This window comes from Lactococcus sp. S47, from assembly GCF_016517475.1.
GTDB lineage: Bacteria > Bacillota > Bacilli > Lactobacillales > Streptococcaceae > Lactococcus > Lactococcus lactis.
In genome coordinates this window covers 144,561-164,069 of record NZ_JACVUB010000004.1, presented here as the reverse complement: position 1 = coordinate 164,069, position 19,509 = coordinate 144,561, and the positions used below count along the sequence as shown (strand labels likewise).

22 protein-coding genes are annotated in these 19,509 nt (G+C 35.3%); all 22 read right to left on the bottom strand.

Annotated elements, in window-relative coordinates; translation table 11 throughout:
- Positions 1-16: 16 nt before the first annotated feature.
- Positions 17-658 (bottom strand): hypothetical protein, encoded by a 642-nt coding sequence (locus IAE52_RS05770; protein ID WP_033899954.1) that lies wholly within the window; start codon positions 656-658, stop codon positions 17-19.
- A 115-nt stretch (positions 659-773) separates the two neighbouring features.
- The gene (locus IAE52_RS05765) at positions 774-1,199 is read right to left on the bottom strand and encodes a F0F1 ATP synthase subunit epsilon (protein WP_004255278.1); all 426 of its coding nucleotides are present in this window, start codon (positions 1,197-1,199) and stop codon (positions 774-776) included.
- Positions 1,200-1,383: 184 nt separating this feature from the next.
- Complete coding sequence (gene atpD / locus IAE52_RS05760; protein WP_010906126.1) at positions 1,384-2,793, bottom strand: F0F1 ATP synthase subunit beta; 1,410 nt, start codon at positions 2,791-2,793, stop codon at positions 1,384-1,386.
- Between the two features lie 132 nt (positions 2,794-2,925).
- Positions 2,926-3,795, bottom strand: coding sequence for a F0F1 ATP synthase subunit gamma (locus IAE52_RS05755; protein ID WP_017864910.1), 870 nt, complete (start codon positions 3,793-3,795; stop codon positions 2,926-2,928).
- Between the two features lie 15 nt (positions 3,796-3,810).
- Positions 3,811-5,313 carry a F0F1 ATP synthase subunit alpha gene (gene atpA / locus IAE52_RS05750; RefSeq protein ID WP_004255265.1) on the bottom strand — a complete coding sequence of 501 codons (1,503 nt, stop codon included), beginning with the start codon at positions 5,311-5,313 and terminating at the stop codon, positions 3,811-3,813.
- 186 nt (positions 5,314-5,499) lie between these two features.
- On the bottom strand, positions 5,500-6,027 hold the full coding sequence (locus tag IAE52_RS05745; protein WP_012898339.1) for a F0F1 ATP synthase subunit delta: 528 nt from the start codon (positions 6,025-6,027) through the stop codon (positions 5,500-5,502).
- A 1-nt stretch (position 6,028) separates the two neighbouring features.
- Positions 6,029-6,535 (bottom strand): F0F1 ATP synthase subunit B, encoded by a 507-nt coding sequence (gene atpF / locus IAE52_RS05740; protein ID WP_010906128.1) that lies wholly within the window; start codon positions 6,533-6,535, stop codon positions 6,029-6,031.
- A 14-nt stretch (positions 6,536-6,549) separates the two neighbouring features.
- Entirely contained in the window at positions 6,550-7,263 is a 714-nt protein-coding gene (atpB, locus tag IAE52_RS05735) for a F0F1 ATP synthase subunit A (protein ID WP_004255255.1), read from the bottom strand.
- A 44-nt stretch (positions 7,264-7,307) separates the two neighbouring features.
- Entirely contained in the window at positions 7,308-7,523 is a 216-nt protein-coding gene (locus IAE52_RS05730) for a F0F1 ATP synthase subunit C (protein ID WP_004255250.1), read from the bottom strand.
- Between the two features lie 184 nt (positions 7,524-7,707).
- Complete coding sequence (locus tag IAE52_RS05725) at positions 7,708-8,484, bottom strand: alpha/beta hydrolase family protein (RefSeq protein ID WP_058206315.1); 777 nt, start codon at positions 8,482-8,484, stop codon at positions 7,708-7,710.
- 284 nt (positions 8,485-8,768) lie between these two features.
- Positions 8,769-10,979 (bottom strand): DNA internalization-related competence protein ComEC/Rec2, encoded by a 2,211-nt coding sequence (locus tag IAE52_RS05720; protein WP_109991124.1) that lies wholly within the window; start codon positions 10,977-10,979, stop codon positions 8,769-8,771.
- Positions 10,960-11,028: a hypothetical protein gene (locus tag IAE52_RS11520; RefSeq protein WP_233610958.1), complete on the bottom strand. Its 69-nt coding sequence runs from the start codon at positions 11,026-11,028 to the stop codon at positions 10,960-10,962. Before IAE52_RS11520 ends, IAE52_RS05720 begins: the two co-directional genes overlap by 20 nt.
- Positions 11,029-11,079: 51 nt before the next feature.
- Complete coding sequence (locus IAE52_RS05715) at positions 11,080-11,607, bottom strand: ComEA family DNA-binding protein (protein WP_233610954.1); 528 nt, start codon at positions 11,605-11,607, stop codon at positions 11,080-11,082.
- 59 nt (positions 11,608-11,666) lie between these two features.
- Positions 11,667-13,028 carry an ABC transporter permease gene (locus tag IAE52_RS05710; protein WP_029344292.1) on the bottom strand — a complete coding sequence of 454 codons (1,362 nt, stop codon included), beginning with the start codon at positions 13,026-13,028 and terminating at the stop codon, positions 11,667-11,669.
- Positions 13,025-13,957 carry an ABC transporter ATP-binding protein gene (locus tag IAE52_RS05705; RefSeq protein WP_004255238.1) on the bottom strand — a complete coding sequence of 311 codons (933 nt, stop codon included), beginning with the start codon at positions 13,955-13,957 and terminating at the stop codon, positions 13,025-13,027. Before IAE52_RS05705 ends, IAE52_RS05710 begins: the two co-directional genes overlap by 4 nt.
- A 104-nt stretch (positions 13,958-14,061) precedes the next feature.
- Positions 14,062-14,460: a hypothetical protein gene (locus tag IAE52_RS05700; protein ID WP_023188528.1), complete on the bottom strand. Its 399-nt coding sequence runs from the start codon at positions 14,458-14,460 to the stop codon at positions 14,062-14,064.
- A 103-nt stretch (positions 14,461-14,563) separates the two neighbouring features.
- Complete coding sequence (locus IAE52_RS05695; protein WP_109991125.1) at positions 14,564-15,127, bottom strand: GNAT family N-acetyltransferase; 564 nt, start codon at positions 15,125-15,127, stop codon at positions 14,564-14,566.
- A 172-nt stretch (positions 15,128-15,299) separates the two neighbouring features.
- Positions 15,300-16,478 (bottom strand): SLC13 family permease, encoded by a 1,179-nt coding sequence (locus tag IAE52_RS05690; protein ID WP_012898345.1) that lies wholly within the window; start codon positions 16,476-16,478, stop codon positions 15,300-15,302.
- A gap of 380 nt (positions 16,479-16,858) precedes the next feature.
- Positions 16,859-17,515, bottom strand: coding sequence for a thiaminase II (tenA, locus tag IAE52_RS05685; RefSeq protein WP_004255229.1), 657 nt, complete (start codon positions 17,513-17,515; stop codon positions 16,859-16,861).
- 35 nt (positions 17,516-17,550) lie between these two features.
- On the bottom strand, positions 17,551-17,856 hold the full coding sequence (locus IAE52_RS05680) for a CHY zinc finger protein (protein WP_012898347.1): 306 nt from the start codon (positions 17,854-17,856) through the stop codon (positions 17,551-17,553).
- Positions 17,857-17,872: 16 nt separating this feature from the next.
- Positions 17,873-18,844: a biotin--[acetyl-CoA-carboxylase] ligase gene (locus tag IAE52_RS05675; RefSeq protein ID WP_109991126.1), complete on the bottom strand. Its 972-nt coding sequence runs from the start codon at positions 18,842-18,844 to the stop codon at positions 17,873-17,875.
- Between the two features lie 5 nt (positions 18,845-18,849).
- Complete coding sequence (locus IAE52_RS05670; protein WP_109991127.1) at positions 18,850-19,419, bottom strand: biotin transporter BioY; 570 nt, start codon at positions 19,417-19,419, stop codon at positions 18,850-18,852.
- Positions 19,420-19,509: the final 90 nt, after the last annotated feature.

The window sequence follows — 19,509 nt, the reverse complement described above, 5'->3', positions numbered from 1 at the left end:
ATTCCTTTCTTATAAATTACTGTAATTGACTTTCACTCACTAACTGCCTTGATTTAAGAAGAGCACTCTTTTCATTCATAATTAAATCACGAACTTGCAAATCTTGAGATTCTAATTCTAATAAGTTAATCGCTTCTGATAAATTCTTAACTTCTTTATCTTCTATACATCCGATGATATAATTCAAGCTTCGCGAATTAAGATATTTTTCTGGTAGTTGAGGCACCTCTAAAATTTCTTCTTTTAGAATCTGGTTTATTTTTTTTATAATTTCATTTTCTTTTTTTTGATATTTTTTCAAAAATAATTTTTTAACCATTCTTTTCCCTAAAGGAAAATAGTCTCTCATCCATAACCATTGGGAGCCTATACGTATACCATTACCTAACACCAGGGCAACAAAACTGATTGAGAACATTCTTACAAAAACTTCTGTGGCACCTGTTTTTGCTGCTACTCTCCCAAACATACCAGATTTTTCGGTCATAAACCAAACAATTAAAATCGAAGAAATGAGAAATCCTAGAAAAATTGCTTGCCACTCAACCTGACGGGCGACTCGTCGTTCATAATTTTGTTTCAGCTCATCTGAACTTTGCAAAAGTTCTTCTAGCTTTGTTAGTACATCCAATAGCTGATGACAATAATCAAGAATCACGTTGCCCCTCTCTAATTTGCAGTATTTTATTTAAAGAACTCCATCAATTTTAACATGTTTGTCTTTATTTTGCAATCTTATTCCCTTAAAATAAAAAAACACCCGTAGGTGCTTTTTATCTATGAGACGAAACATTCAACCGGTTAAGCGCTCGGTGGAGTGCTACTTCCGCTCTATTTATTTCATCTGATTTCTTCTCAGCTTTAGCAACTTCAAGTGCTTTTTCAGCTCGAATTTTTGCACGTTCCGCACGTGATACATCAATATCACGATTACGTTCTGCAGAGTCTGCAACAATTGTTACAAGACTATCTTTTATTTCGATAATTCCACCATTTACTGCAATATAATCAACATGTGTTTCATCATCTGGACGACGAACTTTAAGTTCATCAATTTCAAGTCCAGCAATCGTTGAAATCATATTTGGCAAAATACCAATTTCACCATTCGTAGTTCGAGCAGTAATGTAATTTGCATGGTGATCGTAAATCATACCAGCAGGGGTAATTACTTGAAGTGTCATGACGTTTTCAGACATTCGATTCCTCCAATTTTTTCTATGAAAATTTAAATTACAAAGATAAAAAATACTTTTCTAAAAGCAAAACTCTAATAGTCACTCAAATTTTACAATTCAATCAACTTTTACTGACAGAATTTTTTGTCAGTAATTTTTTTAGTCAATAGAGTATTTTCACTTTCTCAATTCATCAGAAATCGAATTAATAACCCATTGATTTTGCTTTTTCGAGTACATCTTCAATTGGACCTACACCACGGAAAGCATCTTCAGGGACTTCGTCATATTTACCTTCCAAAATTTCTTTGAAGTCATGAACAGTTTTGTCAATTGGTACATATGAACCAGGTTGACCAGTAAATTGTTCCGCAACGTGGAAGTTTTGTGAAAGGAAGAATTGGATACGACGTGCACGTCCAACGAGAATTTTTTCATCGTCAGACAATTCATCCATACCAAGAATGGCAATAATATCTTGCAATTCTTTATAACGTTGGAGGACACGTTGAACTTCCATTGCCACTTCATAGTGTTCTTCACCAACAATTTCAGGTGTAAGCGCACGTGATGATGAAGCAAGTGGGTCAACGGCTGGATAAATACCCATTTGTGTCAAACGACGTTCCAAGTTAGTTGTTGCATCCAAGTGAGCGAAGGCTGTAGCTGGCGCTGGGTCAGTATAGTCATCGGCAGGGACATAAATCGCTTGGATAGATGTAACAGAACCCTTCTTAGTAGAAGTGATACGTTCTTGCAATTGCCCCATTTCAGTAGCAAGTGTTGGTTGGTAACCAACGGCAGAAGGCATACGTCCCAAAAGGGCAGAAACTTCTGAACCAGCTTGTGTGAAACGGAAGATGTTGTCAATGAAAAGCAATACGTCTTGACCTTGAACATCACGGAAATATTCCGCAATTGTCAAACCAGTAAGGGCAACACGCATACGTGCTCCTGGTGGTTCATTCATTTGACCAAAGACCATGGCAGTTTTTTCAATAACGCCTGATTCTTTCATTTCCCAGTAAAGGTCATTCCCTTCACGAGTACGTTCCCCAACACCAGTAAACACAGAAATACCTCCGTGTTCTTGGGCGATGTTGTGAATCAATTCTTGAATAAGGACGGTTTTACCAACTCCGGCACCACCGAAAAGTCCGACTTTACCACCTTTAAGGTAAGGTGCAAGCAAATCGACAACTTTAATCCCAGTTACGAGAACTTCGTTTGCAGTTGACAATTCGTCAAATGTTGGAGCTTTTTTATGGATAGGATTACGTTCTGCATCAGCAGCAAATTCTTCCCCACCGTCAATAACATCACCAAGGACGTTAAAAACACGACCAAGAGTGGCTTCCCCAACAGGAACGCTGACTGCTTTACCTGTATCAAGGACTTCAAGTCCACGAGTCAAGCCATCAGTAGATTCCATAGCGATTGTACGAACTGCACCATCACCAAGTTCCAAAGCAACTTCAAGAGTAATTTTTGTTTTTAGGCCATTGACATCTTTGTAGACAATCAAGGCATTGTTAATCTCAGGCAATTTGGCATCAGAACCAAATTCCACGTCAACGACGGGACCGATAATCTGAGTAATTTTACCAGAACTCAATGTTTTTCCTCCTGTTTTTATTTTCTGTCAAAGAACAGAATTTCTATTCATTTTTATGTTTGTCAGTAAAAATTTTACTGACAAAAACAATTAAGATTCAAAGCCATCACTGACAGAATTCCTATCAGTAAATTAAAGCGCTGAGGCTCCTGCAACGATTTCCGTAATTTCTTGCGTAATCGATGCTTGACGAGCACGGTTGTATTGAATAGTCAAATCATTGATAACAGAGTGAGCATTATCAGTTGCAGTACGCATTGCTGTCATACCTGCAGCATGTTCTGCTGTCTTAGCATCAACGATTGAACCATAAATCATACTTTCAGCGTATTGTGGCAACAATTGGTTTAAGATTGTTTCACGATCTGGTTCTAATTCAAATGTTTCAAGAGATGGCTTTTGTTGACCTGATTCTTCAAAAGAAATAGGCAACATTTTTTCCATACGTGCATCACTTACCAATGAGTTCACATGATGATTATAGCAAACATAGAGTTCATCGAATTCTTCTGCTTGATATTCAGTTACCGCTTCTGTAACAATCGCTCTAACTTCTTCAAAAGTTGGTTGGTCTGAAAGACCACGAAGGACATAAGAAACTTTAACATTGCGTGCTTTGAAGAAATCTGCTCCAGTACCGCCAAGTGCAAGAATAGTATATTCACTTTCATTAGCATGACGTTTACGGATAGTATTCATGACAGATTTCAAAATATTTGAATTATAGCCACCGACAAGTCCACGATCCGAAGTAATTACAAGATAGCCAGTTTTTTTGACTTTTCTTTTTATCATCATTGGATTCTTTGCTGGCTCTTTGTCTGAGGAAACTAAATCAGTTGTAATTTTACGAACTTTTTCAGCATAAATTTGAAATGCTTTGGCATGAGATTCAGCTTTTTGAAGTTTCGCAGCGGAAACCATTTGCATGGCTCCAGTTATTTGACTTGTTTTCTTCGTTGAGGCAATCTTAGTTTTTATTTCATTAAGTGAAGCTCCCATTAGTTAGCCTCCTTATTAATAATTCGTTGTATTTTTGAATGCTTTAATTGCTTCGTCGAGTTTTGCTTCTTCTGGCAAATCTTTAGTTTCAGTAATCACGTTCAAGAGTTCTGCATAATTTGCATCGAAGAAATCGAACATTTTTGTTTCAAAATCAAGAACGTCATCAACTGGAACATCATCAAGATGACCATGAGTCAATGCATAAAGAATTAAAACTTGTTTTTCAACAGCCAGTGGTTTGTGCAATGGTTGTTTCAAAACTTCAACGGTACGACGACCACGATTCAATTTTGCTTGAGTCGCTTCATCAAGATCAGAACCAAATTGAGTAAAGGCTTCAAGTTCACGGAATGACGCAAGGTCAAGACGCAAAGTACCAGCAACTTTCTTCATGGCTTTGATTTGTGCAGCACCACCAACCCGAGAAACTGAAGAACCAGCATCGATGGCAGGACGTACACCTGAATAGAATAAGTCATTTTCAAGGAAAATTTGACCGTCAGTAATAGAGATAACGTTTGTTGCAATATAAGCTGAGATATCTCCGGCTTGTGTTTCAATGAATGGCAGTGCAGTCATTGAACCACCACCAAGATCGTCAGATAATTTGGCAGCACGTTCCAAAAGACGTGAATGTAAGTAGAATACGTCACCTGGGTATGCTTCACGACCTGGTGGACGGCGGAGCAAGAGTGAAAGTTCACGATAAGCAACCGCTTGTTTTGATAAATCATCATAAACAACTAAGACGTGTTTACCGTTGTACATGAATTCTTCACCCATTGCAGCTCCAGCATAAGGAGCGATGTAAAGAAGTGGTGAAGGTTGAGAAGCTGACGCAGTTACGACGATTGTATAATCCATCGCACCGAGTTTGCGGAGCGTTTCAACTTGTGTACGAACAGTTGATTCTTTTTGTCCAATCGCAACGTAGATACAGATCATATCTTGACCCTTTTGGTTCAAGATTGCATCAATAGCGACTGATGTTTTACCTGTTTGACGGTCTCCGATAATCAATTCACGTTGTCCGCGCCCAATTGGAACGAGGGCATCAATCGCTTTAAGACCAGTTTGCAATGGTTCAGAGACTGATTTACGTTGCATAACACCAGGAGCTTTTGCTTCAACAGGACGAGTCTTACCAGTATTAAGTTCTCCAAGTCCATCAACAGGTTGTCCAAGTGGATTTACAACACGTCCGATGAGTTCTTCACCAACTTGGATTTCCATGATTTTACCTGTACGTTTTACAGTGTCACCTTCACGAATTGAGAGGAAATCACCAAGTACGATAATACCAACGTCTGTCGCATCCAAGTTTTGCGCCATACCAAGGACACCATTTGAAAACTCAACAAGCTCACCGCTCATCGCATTTTCAAGGCCATAGGCACGGGCGATACCGTCACCAACATAGGTAACGACACCAGTTTCAGCAACTTCAAAATCTGGTGTGAAATTTTCAATTTGTTTTTTAATCAGTGAGCTGATTTCATTAGCTTTAATTGCCAAAAATATGCTCCCTTCTAGAAATTTTTACTAGTTCAAGGCTATTTAGCTTTAAACTGCAGTTATACCGTTTGAGCATGATAGGTAAGATTTGAAATTACCTTTATATGTTCTCAAAAGTTTAACAGTATGATTTTGAAAAATTTTCCACTGAGTTTTGAGCAGAGAAAGAAAATTTTTCTATCCTGATTAGAGGATTTCAGCGGCGATTTTAGCCAATTGTGTTTTTAGTGAGGCGTCAATAATTTTTCCACGAGAATTCACAATGAATCCACCGAGAATTTTTTCATTGACTGTGTTAATTACTGTTACTTCATTTAGGTCAAATTTTGCTTTCGCCATAGCTGTAAATTTTTCAATCTGAGCATTTGTCAAAGCAATGCTTGAAACCACCTCAACGTCAGCAATCTTAAACATATCATCTGCTGCATTTTTAGTTTCATCAAGTATTTCACCCAAATCTCCTAAACGACCATTTGAACGAACGGTATTAAGGAAATTTGACATTACTTCTGAAGAAGTTTGAAGTAAAGTATCAATCAATTCAGATTTTGCAGAGAATGAATAAACTTCGCTACTTAAAAAAGCAGCCAAGTTATCTTCTTTGAAAAGTTGAATCATTTCGCTAACTTCAGAAAGAATTGCTTCAAGTTGTCCTTTTTCTTGGGCAACTTCTAGTAAAGCTTTACTGTATTTTTGTGAATTTACTTTTGTCATCTTATTCTCCTAACTTAGCGAGATAAGAGTCGATTAATTCCTGTTGTGCAGAAGCATCTAATGATTGTCCAATAAGCTTTTCAGCAATTTGAACTGAGATGTCCGCAACATCGCCTTTAACTGTGTTAAGAGCTTCTTTGCGTTCTTGCTCGATATCTTCTTGCGCACGTTTTTTCAAACTAGTTGCTTCTTCATTTGCTGTTGCAAGTACTTTCGCACGGTTTTGTGAGGCAGTATCGTTTGCAACTTGAATGATGTTAGCAGCTTCTTCTTTTGAACCTGCAAGTTCTGCTTGACGTTGTTTAACCAAGTCAGCAGCTTGTTTGTTGTTCGCTTCTGCTGCATCGATATCATCAGATATTTTCTTCGCACGACTTGCAAAAACACTAGTAATTGCATTCCATGCAAAGAGGCGCAACAATACCAATAAGATAATAAATGCACCAGATACAACGATGATGTTACCGAGAACGGTATTCGGAGCAGCTTCTAATAATAATGTTGACAATTTCTACTCCTTTCTTAATGTTCTGCTATAATTTTGTGGCTAATGTACAAGTTTGTCAAAAGGACAAAGACATAAGCTTGGAGGGCTGAAATGAAAAGTGAAAAGCCAATCCATGCAACTTCAAGAATCCACGCAACTGGAAGCATCCACATGGTTGATTGAATCATACCGGCGATAAGACCAAGCATGATTTCACCCGCGAAGATATTCCCATAAAGCCGTAAACCAAGTGAAAGTGCATTTGTAAATTCTTCCAGAATATTCATTGGAAGAAGACCTTTCGGATCTTTCCAGAAGGCAACTTTGAGGTAACCTTTAAAACCGAATTTTTGTACACCTAGTGTATTTGACATTACAACAACAAGTAGTGCAAGAGTCAAATCGACTGTTGGATTTGCAGTTGGTGATTTCCAAAGTGAAACATCACCTGGCGTACTAATTTTGGTTACTAGCCCAATGCAGTTGGCAATAAGAAGGAAAGAAAAGAGGGTAAAGTTCATGAGCGCAAAGCGTGGTGCTTCATGAGGGCCGACGTTATCTTTGGAAACTCCATTGACAAAATCAACAACCCACTCAAGAACATTTTGTTTACCTTTGGGTTTGAGCTGCATATTGCGGCTCGCCCAGAATACCAGACCGAACACAATGAGGACAGTCACAAAAGTCATTACTGTGATTGTTCCATCAAATGGAATTGGCCCAATATTAAAGGTCCATGTTGATTCCATACCTGTTCTTCCTTTCTGTTTTTAAAATTTTGTTGAGAAAAATTTTAACGGAAAAGGAATGCCATAGCAAGGGCGATGAAGAATGTACCTTCGACGAAGGCGATACCCATGAACATTGAACCACGAAGTTTTCCTTCAAGTTCTGGTTGGCGTGCAACGGCTTGGAGGAAGTTTGAAACGATAAGTCCATCACCGATAGCGGCTCCGAGTGCTGCAAGACCGATAGCAATTGCTCCAAGAGCGGCAAGTGTAATTGTCATTATAGACCTCTTTCTATATTGCGATTTCGCAAATTTATTTTACTAAGAAATTCTACTACTATTCGTAGTTTTTGTCAAAGACAAGCATGAGAATTTCATCATTTCTCTCATTTTTGTCTTTGTAAGCGTTTGATAGACAAAATTTTTAAATTTTGTACTGAATAAACAGAGAAAATTTTTTAGATTAGCTCAAGCGTTCTTCTTGTTTATAATTTATTGGGAGCCATTTTAATACAGATTCGATTTTTTTGGTCCAATAATACCATTCATGAACGCCGTCTGAGCTTTCATAAGTAATATCGAAACCTAACTTTTTCAACTCAGCTGTCGCGTATTCATTTCCCGGAAAAAGAAAATCTTGTTTACCACACCAAGCGTAAAGTTTGGGTTTGTTTTCTTGTTTTCTGTCTGCCAAAGATAAAATTTCATTATCTGACCCTTTAAAAGTTTCCCAATTTCCAAAAATTCCTCCCCAGTAAGCTGGATTTTCTTTGAAATTTTCTTCCATTCCGTCAAAAGTCAAAACGCCAGACAAACTAGCCGCATAACTAAAATAGTCAGTTCCTAATGCGAGACGATAAGCTCCATATCCTCCCATTGATAAACCAGCGATAAAGTTTTTTTCTCTTTTTGTGGATAGATTTGGGAAAAAATTGTTAATTACTTTGGGAAGTTCATGAGCAATCGCATCAAAATAATTCATACCATATGTGGTGTTCACATAAAAACCAAGATCCGTTGAGGGCATGACAATTGCTAAATTAGTATGCCGAATCAATCGTTCAATTCCTGAACGAATTATCCAAGAATTCTCGTTTCCGCTCATTCCATGCAAAAGATAAAGCACCGGAATATCTGTTTGGGTAAAATCTTCCACTTTACTTGATTCAGGATAAATAACATTAACTTTTCGATTCATCCCAAGAACTTCTGAATAGTATTCGATATTAATTACTGCCATAAAATATCTCCTTAATAAATTTATGTTGTTGTCATTTGTTGACAACTCTCTACCTATTAAAAGTGGATTTTCTTCAATCCCTTAATTTTGAAATTTCCTTTCTCTTTTATTCTGACCTTCTTTCACTTTTTTTCAAAGTGTGCGCTGTGAAGTCATTACTCCATTTTATTTTTGGGGTACATTAGAAATCAAATAATGGTAGTATTTTTACGTTTCTACAGGCCTTCAACGTCTTCTTTATTGTAACATTTTATAGATGTCTTTTGCTCACTTTTTCCTTTCATTTATCTAACTGTTTGGATTCGCCAATGTTGATTGATTTGCATTAGTTTAAGCGCTCCCTTTTGATCGGTTCTCAGTATTCTGATTTGGTTTTTTTTTAATGTTTCTAAAGTTTCTTGATTGGGATGTCCATATCGATTTTTCTCTCCAACCGAAATGAGGGCAAGTTTGGGATTAATTTCTTTAATAAAGTCAGAGTTTGAACTTGTTTTACTGCCATGATGACCTACTTTTAAGACATCAACTTTCAATTTAGGATAATTCTTGAGCAGTTCTTTTTCTCCTTCTTGTTCTAAATCCCCTGTAAATAGAAATTTTGTATGATAAAAATTTCCATAAGTCACGATAGAATCATTATTATCCCCTTTTCCTGTATAACCATTTGATAAAACTTGTAAAGCACTATCAAAGATTGGAATTTTATCTCCAACTTTACTGATGTGAATCGCAATATTTGCTTTCTTCAATTTTTCTACAAAATGATTATTTGTCAGTTCACCGGGGCTAACCCAAATTTCTTTTATTTTTATTTTATCAGCTAAATTCAAAAAATCTCCAACATGGTCAGCGTCCGTATGCGTCAAAATGAGCTGGTCGATTTGACTTACTCCAACAGATTCAAGATATGGAATGAGTGTTTTTTCGGCATTTGTTTGACTTTGAGGTTTTTGCCAACTTTCTTGCGGAAGGGCTAATCGTCCGCCTGTATCAATCAAAATTGTTTCTTTATTAAATTTATCTTGCAAAAAAATACTATCTCCTTGACCAATATCAACTGCTGTGATACTGGGGTAAATTGGATTTTTACAAATAAAAAAACTACAAACAATTAGGCCAGCAAAAATTATTTGTCTTCTTTTCTTAAAGAGATTATCAATTAACAAACCGATTAGGAAAAATAAGATTAATAATTCAATTGGCCGGGGATTCCCTAAAACCAAAGGATAATGTAAGGGTAAATCAACCTCATGAATTAGCCATTCTAGAATTTGAAAAATATGATTTATATTAAAATTATAGCCAATTAGAGACAAGAGAAAAGTGCCTAATAGTAAAGGCAATAAGATTACATCAAATAAAAAGCCAAAGCCAATCGTCAGTAAAATTGAAAAAGGCTGAAAGATATGAAAATCCAAAATGAGTAAAGGTAAAACACTCAAAGAAATCACTGATGATTCTGTCAGTAATTTTCTTATTCCTTTTAGTTCTGAAAATTTATGATTAATCATTGAAATGACAAAAGAATAAAATAAAGTTAGTTGTCCTCCTGTTGTCATTAAAAATTTAGGACTGACAATCATCAGAAGAAAGGTTGTCACTGCTAGGTTATCTAAAGGATTTAGACGAATATTTTTTTGAAATAAAGCTCGTAATACTGAAACCGAAAATCCTGTCATAAATGCATAAAAAATTGAAAAGGGAATTTGCCAAATATTTAATTTTTCTCTCGTTATTCCTAGTCGAAGAATGATTCTACGAAACCAATCAATGAAAAAATTAACTTGCATTCCCGATAAGGCAAAAAGATGAATAATTCCTAATGAACTGTAAATGTCTCCCATTTGATTAAAATCTTTACTTAAAAAGCCAAAAAGTAAGCCAGTCATATAATCATTCATTGGTTTTGGAAAATGAGTTTGTGACCAGACAATTGCTTTTCGTCTTAAAACATGGAGGTCAAAAGTGTCGTTTAAAACTATTTTATTAATTTTATCAATCGTAATTTGCCGATAAATATTCTGGCTCGCTAAATACTTTTGATTATCGAATCCATTAAAATTTCTTTGTTTTTCTGGAATTTGAAGGTTTCCTGTGAAACTCAGCTGACAATTTTGACTTAGATTTTGATAAAATTTTTGTTCTTTTTTACTTTTTAGAGTCTCGTAAACTTGATAATTTTGGCCTCTTTCTTTTCCTTGAAAACTTAGTAAATCACCATTAACTTGGATAGTGTCGGGGATCATTGTAATTTTGGAAAGAGTGGTTGGCTGATTTTCACTATTCTTAATCGTATCCATTTTTACTACTAAGAAAAAACTTCCCATAACTAATAAAAATGGGATGACTAAATAATATTTTCTATATAAGGCAAGTAAACTTGAAAAAATGAACAAAATGAGACAAATTAAATTAAAATTGAAGATTAAAAAATACAAGATAACAGAAAGATAAGCTAAAAATATCAAAGGAATTTTATTCAAAACACAACTCATCTTTCAATTTTTCTAGTGTTTTATCTCCAAAACCAGAAACTTTTCCCAAGTCTTCAAGTGATTTGAAATCACCATTTTTCGTCCGAAAATCAATGATGTCTTAAGCTTTTTTCTGACCAACACCTGTTAATTTTTGTAGTTCAATCAAATCTGCTTGATTGATATTTATTTTTTCAGTGGTTGTTGAGACTTGACTAGTGACCGAATTAGCAGAGCTATCAGTATTTTCTGTGCTTGAATTTTCACCAATTTTTGGGACATAAATTACTTCTTCATCTTTTAATTTTGCTGACAGATTAATTGATTTCTGGTCAGCTTGGTCAGTAAAACCACCAGCTTCCTTAATTAGATCAACTAGACGTTCATCTGACGAAATTTGATAGACATTAGGCTTTGTTACCGCACCTTTTAAATCAACCATAATTTTACTGACAGATTTTTCATTAGGTTCACTAAATTTACTGACAGAGCTTTGCCTGCTGACAGAACTTAAATTTTCTACTGACAGATTTGTAGTTGGCTTTTGACCGTTGGTTAAAACGTAAAAAACCCCACCAGCAATGAGCCCACAAACAACTAAAACAATCATTTTCCAATATTCTTTTACTTTTTCTAAAATCTTATCCATACTTTTATATACGAAAAAACTCTTGGAAAGTTTCCAAGAGTTGAATTATAAAATATTTTTTATTTAAAGATGAATCGATAAGCCAAAATTATTAGAATGATAATGATGACAAGAGCCAGACGCAATGGAGAATTTCTCCGCCATGGATTTTTCTTTTCACCATTTTCACTGACCAGTCTGTCAGTTGTTTTTTTCTTTGAATTTCGACCTGTCAGTCCTTTAAAAAGTTGACTCATAATTTTTTCGTCGCTGTAAGAAAGAACATTTCGCGCATAAATTTTCTCACCCGCTTTTGCTATGGCAAGCGTTGCTAAAAGTTGTAATCCAAGAGCAATCCAGGCTTCTGTCGTTGTTGAATATTGAATAGCCAGTCGGCTAGTCATCAATGTTGGACTGATAAATGGAATAAAACTAAGAACTTTCAAAACAATATTCCCCGGAACAGTCGAGCCAGCAATTCCCCCAATATAACCAATCATCGCTAAAAAAGCAATTGGCTGAGTAGCTTGTTGTACCTGAGCTTGTTCATTAACCAGAGATGCTACAATTGATGCGAGAATTAAATAACCTAAAATCCCAATTAAAGACATGGCTACCAAATAAATTCCGAAACCGAAAGTAATCCCTGAAAGCATGGCACCAATTGCTTTAATCTGATCTAAATTTTTGATAAAAGGATAAGCAATCCCAAAACCAAGCACATAAATTCCAAGCTGAGTCGCTAATAGTAGAATTACACCAATAATTTTCCCATAATACTGTACGTTTGAGCTAGTGGCCGCGAGTAACGTCTCCATAATTCGACTAGATTTTTCATTACCAATTTCCTGTCCGATGATTCCCACATACATCATCATCAATGTGAAAATTAAAATCGAGGCAATGGAGCCAATTGCAATATTCGCGCCAGTCTGTCCATCACCTGTTGACTTTTGTCCAGAACTTGTTTGTGTTTTCATTGTAAACTTAGCTGGACTAAGAAGTTCTTGAACATCGGCGGCTGACAGATTGAGACGTTGTGCTGTTTTTGAAATATTAACTTGAGTCAGCGCAGTTTGAAAACTTGATTGGTCAAATTTGACACTTGATTTATTATCAGTGACAATGGTATAAGCTCCATTATCTTCGGTTAAAAATCCATCAATTTTTCCGGAAGAAAGGTCTTTTTTAGCGTCATCTAAAGAAGACTCGTTACGAATATCTGCTTTTAAAGTGTCATTTTTAGAAAGAATCTGAGTTAGTGCAGGATTATCGACAACAGCCATTTTTGGACTTTGATTAGCCCCGCTACTGATGACTAAACCGATAATTAAATAAATCGCGCCTAGCAAAAATGGTGAAAGGACAAGTGCCCAAAAGCCCACTCCTTTGACACGACTTCGGTAAATATTTTTTGCAACAAGCCAAGTTTGATTTTTCATTTTATTTCCTCACTTCTTGCACTTAAATTTTCTTGATTGTTCTCAGCTGCTTCCATTCGGAAAATTTCATCTAGTGACGGTGGAGACTGAACAAATGCTTGAACATAGCCATCTTTAGCCACTTTTTGGAAAATTTCACGTCCAACTTCTGCCTCAGATATTTTTATTGAACGACCACTTCCTCTTTTTTCAATTGATTCAACTCCTGTAATCACAGAGAGCTCTTCATTGGGCAGATCAGACTCCAAATAAATACGGGTACGGCCATAAGAAGCTCGAATGGCTTCAACCGTTCCATTTAAAATTGTTTGACCGCCTTTTAGCATTAACAAATGGTCAGATAAAAGCTCAACATCACTCATATTATGGTTGGAGAAAATAACCGCCGCTCCCTTATCACGACTCCGTTTAATCTCATTTCGCAAGAGTTCTGTATTCACTGGATCAAGCCCTGTAAATGGCTCATCCAAAATCAAAAATTCAGGCTCATGAATCAAAGTGGCAATGAATTGAATTTTTTGGGCATTACCTTTAGAGAGGGTTTGAACTTTGTCAGTTGGTTTACCAACGACCTCTAAACGTTTCATCCAGTCTTGTAGCTTTATCCGGGCATCTGCTCGTTTCATTCCATGGAGTTCCGCAAAATAAAGAATTTGGTCTTCAACTGTCATCTTTTGATAAAGACCACGTTCTTCGGGTAAGAAACCAATTTTTTGCTTGATTTCTTGCGTAATCGGTCCATCTTGCCAAGTAATTTTCCCTTGGTCAGCTGATATAAAATTAAGAATCATCCGAAAAGTCGTTGTTTTCCCAGCACCATTTTGACCAATTAAGCCCATAACTTCACCTGGTTTAACAACCATATTGAGATTATCAACAGCGATTTTATCACCAAAGCTTTTTCGAACTTTGTCAATCTTTAATGTCATAATTTTCCTTACTCTTCCTTTTTTTCTAATTATATCATTTTATTTTCACTTTTAACCTCCTTTTCCCTCTTAGGTAAGACAAAAAATGTCTTAATTTTGTCATTTTAATTTTCTTTCTTCATTTGACCTCTAAATCCTAAAAAACTTAAGCTCAAAAGGAGCATGCTTGCAAAAAAAGCAGGTCCAGCAGAACTAAAACTACTCATACCCCACAGCCATCCTTGCCCCTGAGCTAAATAAACTCCTGTGTTGATTAAGTCAATTAGAAAAACTAAACTCAGAATGAGCCACAAAACTTTTAAGCTTTTCATTTTCCGAGATTTTATCCCCAGATGCCAAATCCAAAAAGCAGCAAAAGTAAAGATTAAACTTCCAAAAAGATAAATGAGCTCAACGGATTGAAGCCAGTAAAAATGCCGACTCTCAAGGCTAAAACCAATAACTGTCAATAGTCCTGCAAAAATCAGGACGGGGATAAAAATGGACCAGATAAATTTGTTCATTTTTTCTTCCTTTCTAATTTTAATTTATTTAATTTTATTTTAATATTTTTCTTACCAAACACAAAATGTTTTACTTTTTCAATAAAATAATAAAAAATCTTGACTAATTAGCCAAGATTTTTTCTAGTTCATTCTCTGACAAATCTGTCAGTAATTTTATCGCAGTAACTTTATCAGTAGTTTGGAGAGAGCGTTCTAACCAAACAATACCATACCATTGTTCAAACTTATAACCCGCTTTTGGAAAAAGTCCAATTTGTTCAAAACCAAATTTTTTATGAAATGCAACACTTGCCGGATTTGGATAGGTAATACAAGCATAAGCACGCTGATAATTAAGTACCGATAAAGCTGTCAGTAACTCTTGATAAAGGGCACTACCAGCGCCATGTTGCCGTTCATTTTCATCTAAATAAATTGATAATTCAACCACCCAATCATAAGCCGCCCGTTCTCGATAAGCGCCAGCATAAGCATAACCAATGATTTTGTCATTTTCAATCGCCACAATATAAGGATAGCGACTTCCTATTTTTTCAATTCGCTTTTCAAATTCTGCAATCGTTGGGACTTCATACTCAAAAGTAATGGCAGTTTTTTCAACATAAGGTTTATAAATTTCTAAAAGTCTTTTAGCATCAGACTTTTTCGCTAATCTAAACTCCATTTCCTTCTCCTTTACATTTTTTACTATTATACACCATTTATTAATTACTGACAGAAATTTCTACACATTTTTATTTAACATTTTTTTATCAGAGATAAATAAAAAATTACTGACAGCTCTGTCAGTAAAAATTTTCCATAATAAAAAAGCTGGATGCTCCAACTTTTACATCTTAACCAACAATTGTCACAATGACTAAACCAATCAAAGTTAGAATCACAACAAATCCTGCATTTACAATTGTAAAATATTTTACAAATCCTCGCGTTTCACCACGCGCATTCATTCTAATAACCTTGTAAGCAATCAGCGTTGCCATTGACGAAACAATTGTACCAATTCCCCCAATATCAGCTCCAAGCACCAAAGAAACAGCATGAGGAGTGAACGGAGAAATCAAAATTGGGGCCGCGATATTAGAGATAAATTGACTCATAATCACAGTTCCTAAAAAAGAAGCCTGCGGTCCAACTAAAGTATTACTGATAAAATCAGTCAACACACTGATATTAGCAATATTTCCTACAATCAAAAAGAAAAAGATAAATGTAAATAAAAGATGATAATCAATTCCTTTAAAAAGTCTCGGACGATAGATTAATACAACCAAAGCAACAATTGCTCCAGCAAGATAAAAATTCACATAGCCAAAAACAGAAGCTGCCATCAATAACATCAAAACAACAAAAATAGAAGTTTCAACTTTATTAAATTGCGTCACTTTAGTTTCAATCACCAAAGGCTCATTATCAATGAATTGACAAGCAATCATCAAAATCAATAAACCCAAAATCCATAAAGCGCCTGTTCCTTTAAAAAAGTCCAAATTAGTTAAAGCGGCACCACCATGATGTGCTGCTACTTTATAAAAAGAATACAAATAAAGATTATGCGGATTACCTTGCGGAAGTAAGGCAGAACCAATGTGACAGGCTGGAACAATCAATGCTGCTCCAATATAAACTGACTTTCGGTTTTTAATTTCTTTAGTAATCGCTAAATAGAGCGGTAAAACCGTCAAAATTGTTAAATCATTTGTAAAAAAAACGGCTAAAAAGAAGGTAAGTAGCGTCGTAAATCGAACGAGCTGACGCGTTGTTGTACTTCTTTTGACTAAGGATTGTCCCAAATACTGTAACAAACCTGTTTCTTTAAAACCACCAATTACAAGCATCAAACCTGAAACCGTAACGATGACGTGATAATTAAAGAAACGCGTTGTCACTCCACCCAAACTAATGGCAATAATTGCAATAATAAACGAAATCAGAAAAACTTTGTCCACTAGAAACCAATTTTTAATGGCCGTCCATACTTTTTGGGATTCGCGCTGAGTAGCTGAATGTTCCACTACTTCTCCTAACTAGCATATAAAATTTTGCACCACAATAAATTATACCATCTAAAGATGACAGTGACAAGCTTTTTCTCATATAAAAGTAAATTAATTTCAAAGGGACTTTTTCAAGTAGAAAATACATTTATTATCCATAGATTCGATATAAAATTTCATCAAAAAAATCCCCCTGACTAGGAGGGATTTGAAAGAAATTAAGCTACTCGCTATAGCTTATTTACGTAACCATGACTTTTAGGTAAACGCTTTCCTATAAGGATAAATATATTTTATCATTTTGTGTATCCGTTTGCAAGAATTAACTGAAATAGATTTAATCTTTTTTTATATTAGAAGTCATATAAGACTTTTTAACTTTTACAGAAAAATTTCAACTACCATTTTTCTAAGACCAAAGCCATTTCCCAAAAATCAGCCTCCATTTTACTACTAATCAAAAAAGCCTCAAGCATCTGTTCTTGCTCTTGTTCATCACTTTCTTGATAAAGCCGATTAATAATATCACACTCTTTTGCGATTTGGACGGTAGCTTCTTCACTCGCATAGGTTTCAATCCATTTTTGATACAAAGGATTGGGCGACCCCACCTCAATTAATCGTAAACCAATTTCATGATATAGCCAAGCACAAGGCAACATTCCCGCAATTGCACTATTAACAGAGCCATCAATAAGCTGACGATACATATGAGAAACATAATGATAAGCAGTGGGAGCAACCGGCGTTTCTAAAATTTCTTGTTCACCAATCTCTAATTCTTTAAAAAATCCCTCTCGAACAAAAATCTCTCCATTTTTTAGTTCTTCGGCATTTAATCTTAAATGTGCTTGAATCTCTTCACTAGCAGATTTCTTGGCAATAAGAAAATATAACTTACTAAAATGTTCAAGATAATAACGGTCTTGCAACAAATAATAGCGAAAAACCTCAGGAGCTAATTCTCCACTCACTAATCCTTGAATAAAAGGATGCTCAAAACTTCTTTCCCAAAATATTGATGATTTTTCTCTTGCTAATTCAGTAAATAACATTTCATTTCTTCCTTCATAATATTAAAAACATATGCCTATTCATTAAAATAAACTTGCCAATGTCGATGACAATTTGGATTAAAAGCGGAGCTGCACTTGATACACTCTCCTCGCGAATAATCATTAAAATTTAATTTTGTTCCACAATGGCCACAAAGTACTGGAAAGTCTTCTTTATCAGTAGCCCTAAATAAATGATTCTCTAATTCATCGTGACAATGATAACAAGAAAAATACTTTTCACAGTCTGAACATTTTAGGGCGACAATATCATTTTCTTGATGATAATGAGTACACCTGCCTTCCTCATCTATCACTTTCCCCCAGATTTTTTCTCGCAATAAAATTCACCTTTCATTACCAATCAACTTTCACAACTTCGCCACTTTTAAAAGTTTGTAATTCTCCTGATTTTGCTTTTAAAATCAAGCTTCCGTCATCAGAAATTCCTTCTACTTGTCCATTAACAGCTTTTGTTCCCAATTTCAAAGTCACATTTTTACCAAACAACAATGACCTCTTGCGATACTCATCAATTAAATCTGGCTGTCTATAATTTGCGAAATTATTTATCACTTCTTTAGCCATTTCTGCTAAAAGCTGATTTCTGTCTATCTTAAACTCAGGATTTATTCCCTGAGCCTTTTCGGATAAATCTGCTGGAAAATCTTTTGTTGACAGATTTAAGCCAATTCCCATAATGAAATTTCCAGCAGAGCTTGATTCTAAATCTAAAGCAGCTTCAGTGATAATTCCGCCAACTTTATAGGTTCCCAAATAAATATCATTAACCCATTTGAGTTGAAAGTTTTTATCTTTATAAAATTGTTCAAGGACCTTGACAACGGCCACAGCCGTACTAGTCGTCAATAATCCTATTTTCAAAATATCATGACTGGGGTTGGGTAAAATGAGACTAAAATATAATCCAGTATCACTTGGAGAATAAAAATTTCGGCCACGCCGACCGTGTCCCTCCGTTTGATTATTTGCAACAAAAATAAAAGGTTGTTTGACCTCATGTGAAGACAAATATTGCTTCGCTAACTCTTGCGTAGAAGTCACCTCATCAAAAACAAAAATTTTATCTTCAAATTTCATTCCACTATAAAAATTTATCGTATCTTCATCTAATGAATCATTTCCAACATACTTATAGCCCAAATTTTTACGACTTTCGATTTGATTGCCCTTGCGCTTTAAAGTATTAATTGCTTTCCAGATACTTTCTCGACTAAGCTTTAGCTCCTCAGCTAATTCATCACCCGAAACCCAGTTTCCTTTTTGTTGAAGAAGTTTTAACAAGACAAATTGTTTTGTTGTTCGCATAATTATCACTTTCTAAAATACATTTCAAAGCCTCCTTCTTTTCTAAGACGTCGCACGATAAGAACAGTCAAAATGGCTTTGATACAATCACCAGGAATAAAAACTAAATTAGAAATCAACGAAGTAATTAATGGAATATTAGATTGAATAGATAGCCAGATTGCTCCGACTAGATCAACAAAAATAACTCCAAACACTAAAACAATGATTAATTCTCCAATCCAATTCTTTGAAGCTGTAATTTGCAATTTCTTAAGGAAAAAACCTATTAAAAATGGTGTAAAAAGCCAAGCCACTCGGTAGCCTCCCGAAGGCCCTAAAAAGCTCGCTGCTCCGCCATTTCCACCCGTTAAAACAGGTAAGCCAATTAAAGCTAAAGTAAGAAATGCTCCTACCGAAATTGTACCATATTTGGGGCCAAGAAGTCCCCCAGCCATCATTATTCCCATATTTTGCAAGATAATTGGGACAGGAATAAAACCAATTGGTATTCCTGGTAAAAATCCTAGAATAATAATAAATGCAGTCATAAAGGCTGAATACGTTAATGTTTTGACTTTTTGATTCTTAGTCATATTTGCTACTCCTGATTTTATATTTTACAATAAAAGAATTTTTTATTATACTGATATCATATCAAACAGTAACCCTAAAATCAAATTTAG

Excerpts from the sequence above, each read along its gene's own strand:
- IAE52_RS05765 (WP_004255278.1), bottom strand. The coding sequence starts at position 1,199 with ATGTCTGAAAACGTCATGACACTTCAAGTAATTACCCCTGCTGGTATG.
- IAE52_RS05755 (WP_017864910.1), bottom strand. The coding sequence starts at position 3,795 with ATGGGAGCTTCACTTAATGAAATAAAAACTAAGATTGCCTCAACGAAG.
- IAE52_RS05745 (WP_012898339.1), bottom strand. The coding sequence starts at position 6,027 with ATGACAAAAGTAAATTCACAAAAATACAGTAAAGCTTTACTAGAAGTT.
- atpB (WP_004255255.1), bottom strand. The coding sequence starts at position 7,263 with ATGGAATCAACATGGACCTTTAATATTGGGCCAATTCCATTTGATGGA.
- IAE52_RS05730 (WP_004255250.1), bottom strand. The coding sequence starts at position 7,523 with ATGACAATTACACTTGCCGCTCTTGGAGCAATTGCTATCGGTCTTGCA.
- IAE52_RS05725 (WP_058206315.1), bottom strand. The coding sequence starts at position 8,484 with ATGGCAGTAATTAATATCGAATACTATTCAGAAGTTCTTGGGATGAAT.
- IAE52_RS05720 (WP_109991124.1), bottom strand. The coding sequence starts at position 10,979 with ATGAGTTGTGTTTTGAATAAAATTCCTTTGATATTTTTAGCTTATCTT.
- IAE52_RS05715 (WP_233610954.1), bottom strand. The coding sequence starts at position 11,607 with ATGGATAAGATTTTAGAAAAAGTAAAAGAATATTGGAAAATGATTGTT.
- IAE52_RS05710 (WP_029344292.1), bottom strand. The coding sequence starts at position 13,028 with ATGAAAAATCAAACTTGGCTTGTTGCAAAAAATATTTACCGAAGTCGT.
- IAE52_RS05705 (WP_004255238.1), bottom strand. The coding sequence starts at position 13,957 with ATGACATTAAAGATTGACAAAGTTCGAAAAAGCTTTGGTGATAAAATC.
- IAE52_RS05700 (WP_023188528.1), bottom strand. The coding sequence starts at position 14,460 with ATGAACAAATTTATCTGGTCCATTTTTATCCCCGTCCTGATTTTTGCA.
- IAE52_RS05695 (WP_109991125.1), bottom strand. The coding sequence starts at position 15,127 with ATGGAGTTTAGATTAGCGAAAAAGTCTGATGCTAAAAGACTTTTAGAA.
- tenA (WP_004255229.1), bottom strand. The coding sequence starts at position 17,515 with ATGTTATTTACTGAATTAGCAAGAGAAAAATCATCAATATTTTGGGAA.
- IAE52_RS05675 (WP_109991126.1), bottom strand. The coding sequence starts at position 18,844 with ATGCGAACAACAAAACAATTTGTCTTGTTAAAACTTCTTCAACAAAAA.
- IAE52_RS05670 (WP_109991127.1), bottom strand. The coding sequence starts at position 19,419 with ATGACTAAGAATCAAAAAGTCAAAACATTAACGTATTCAGCCTTTATG.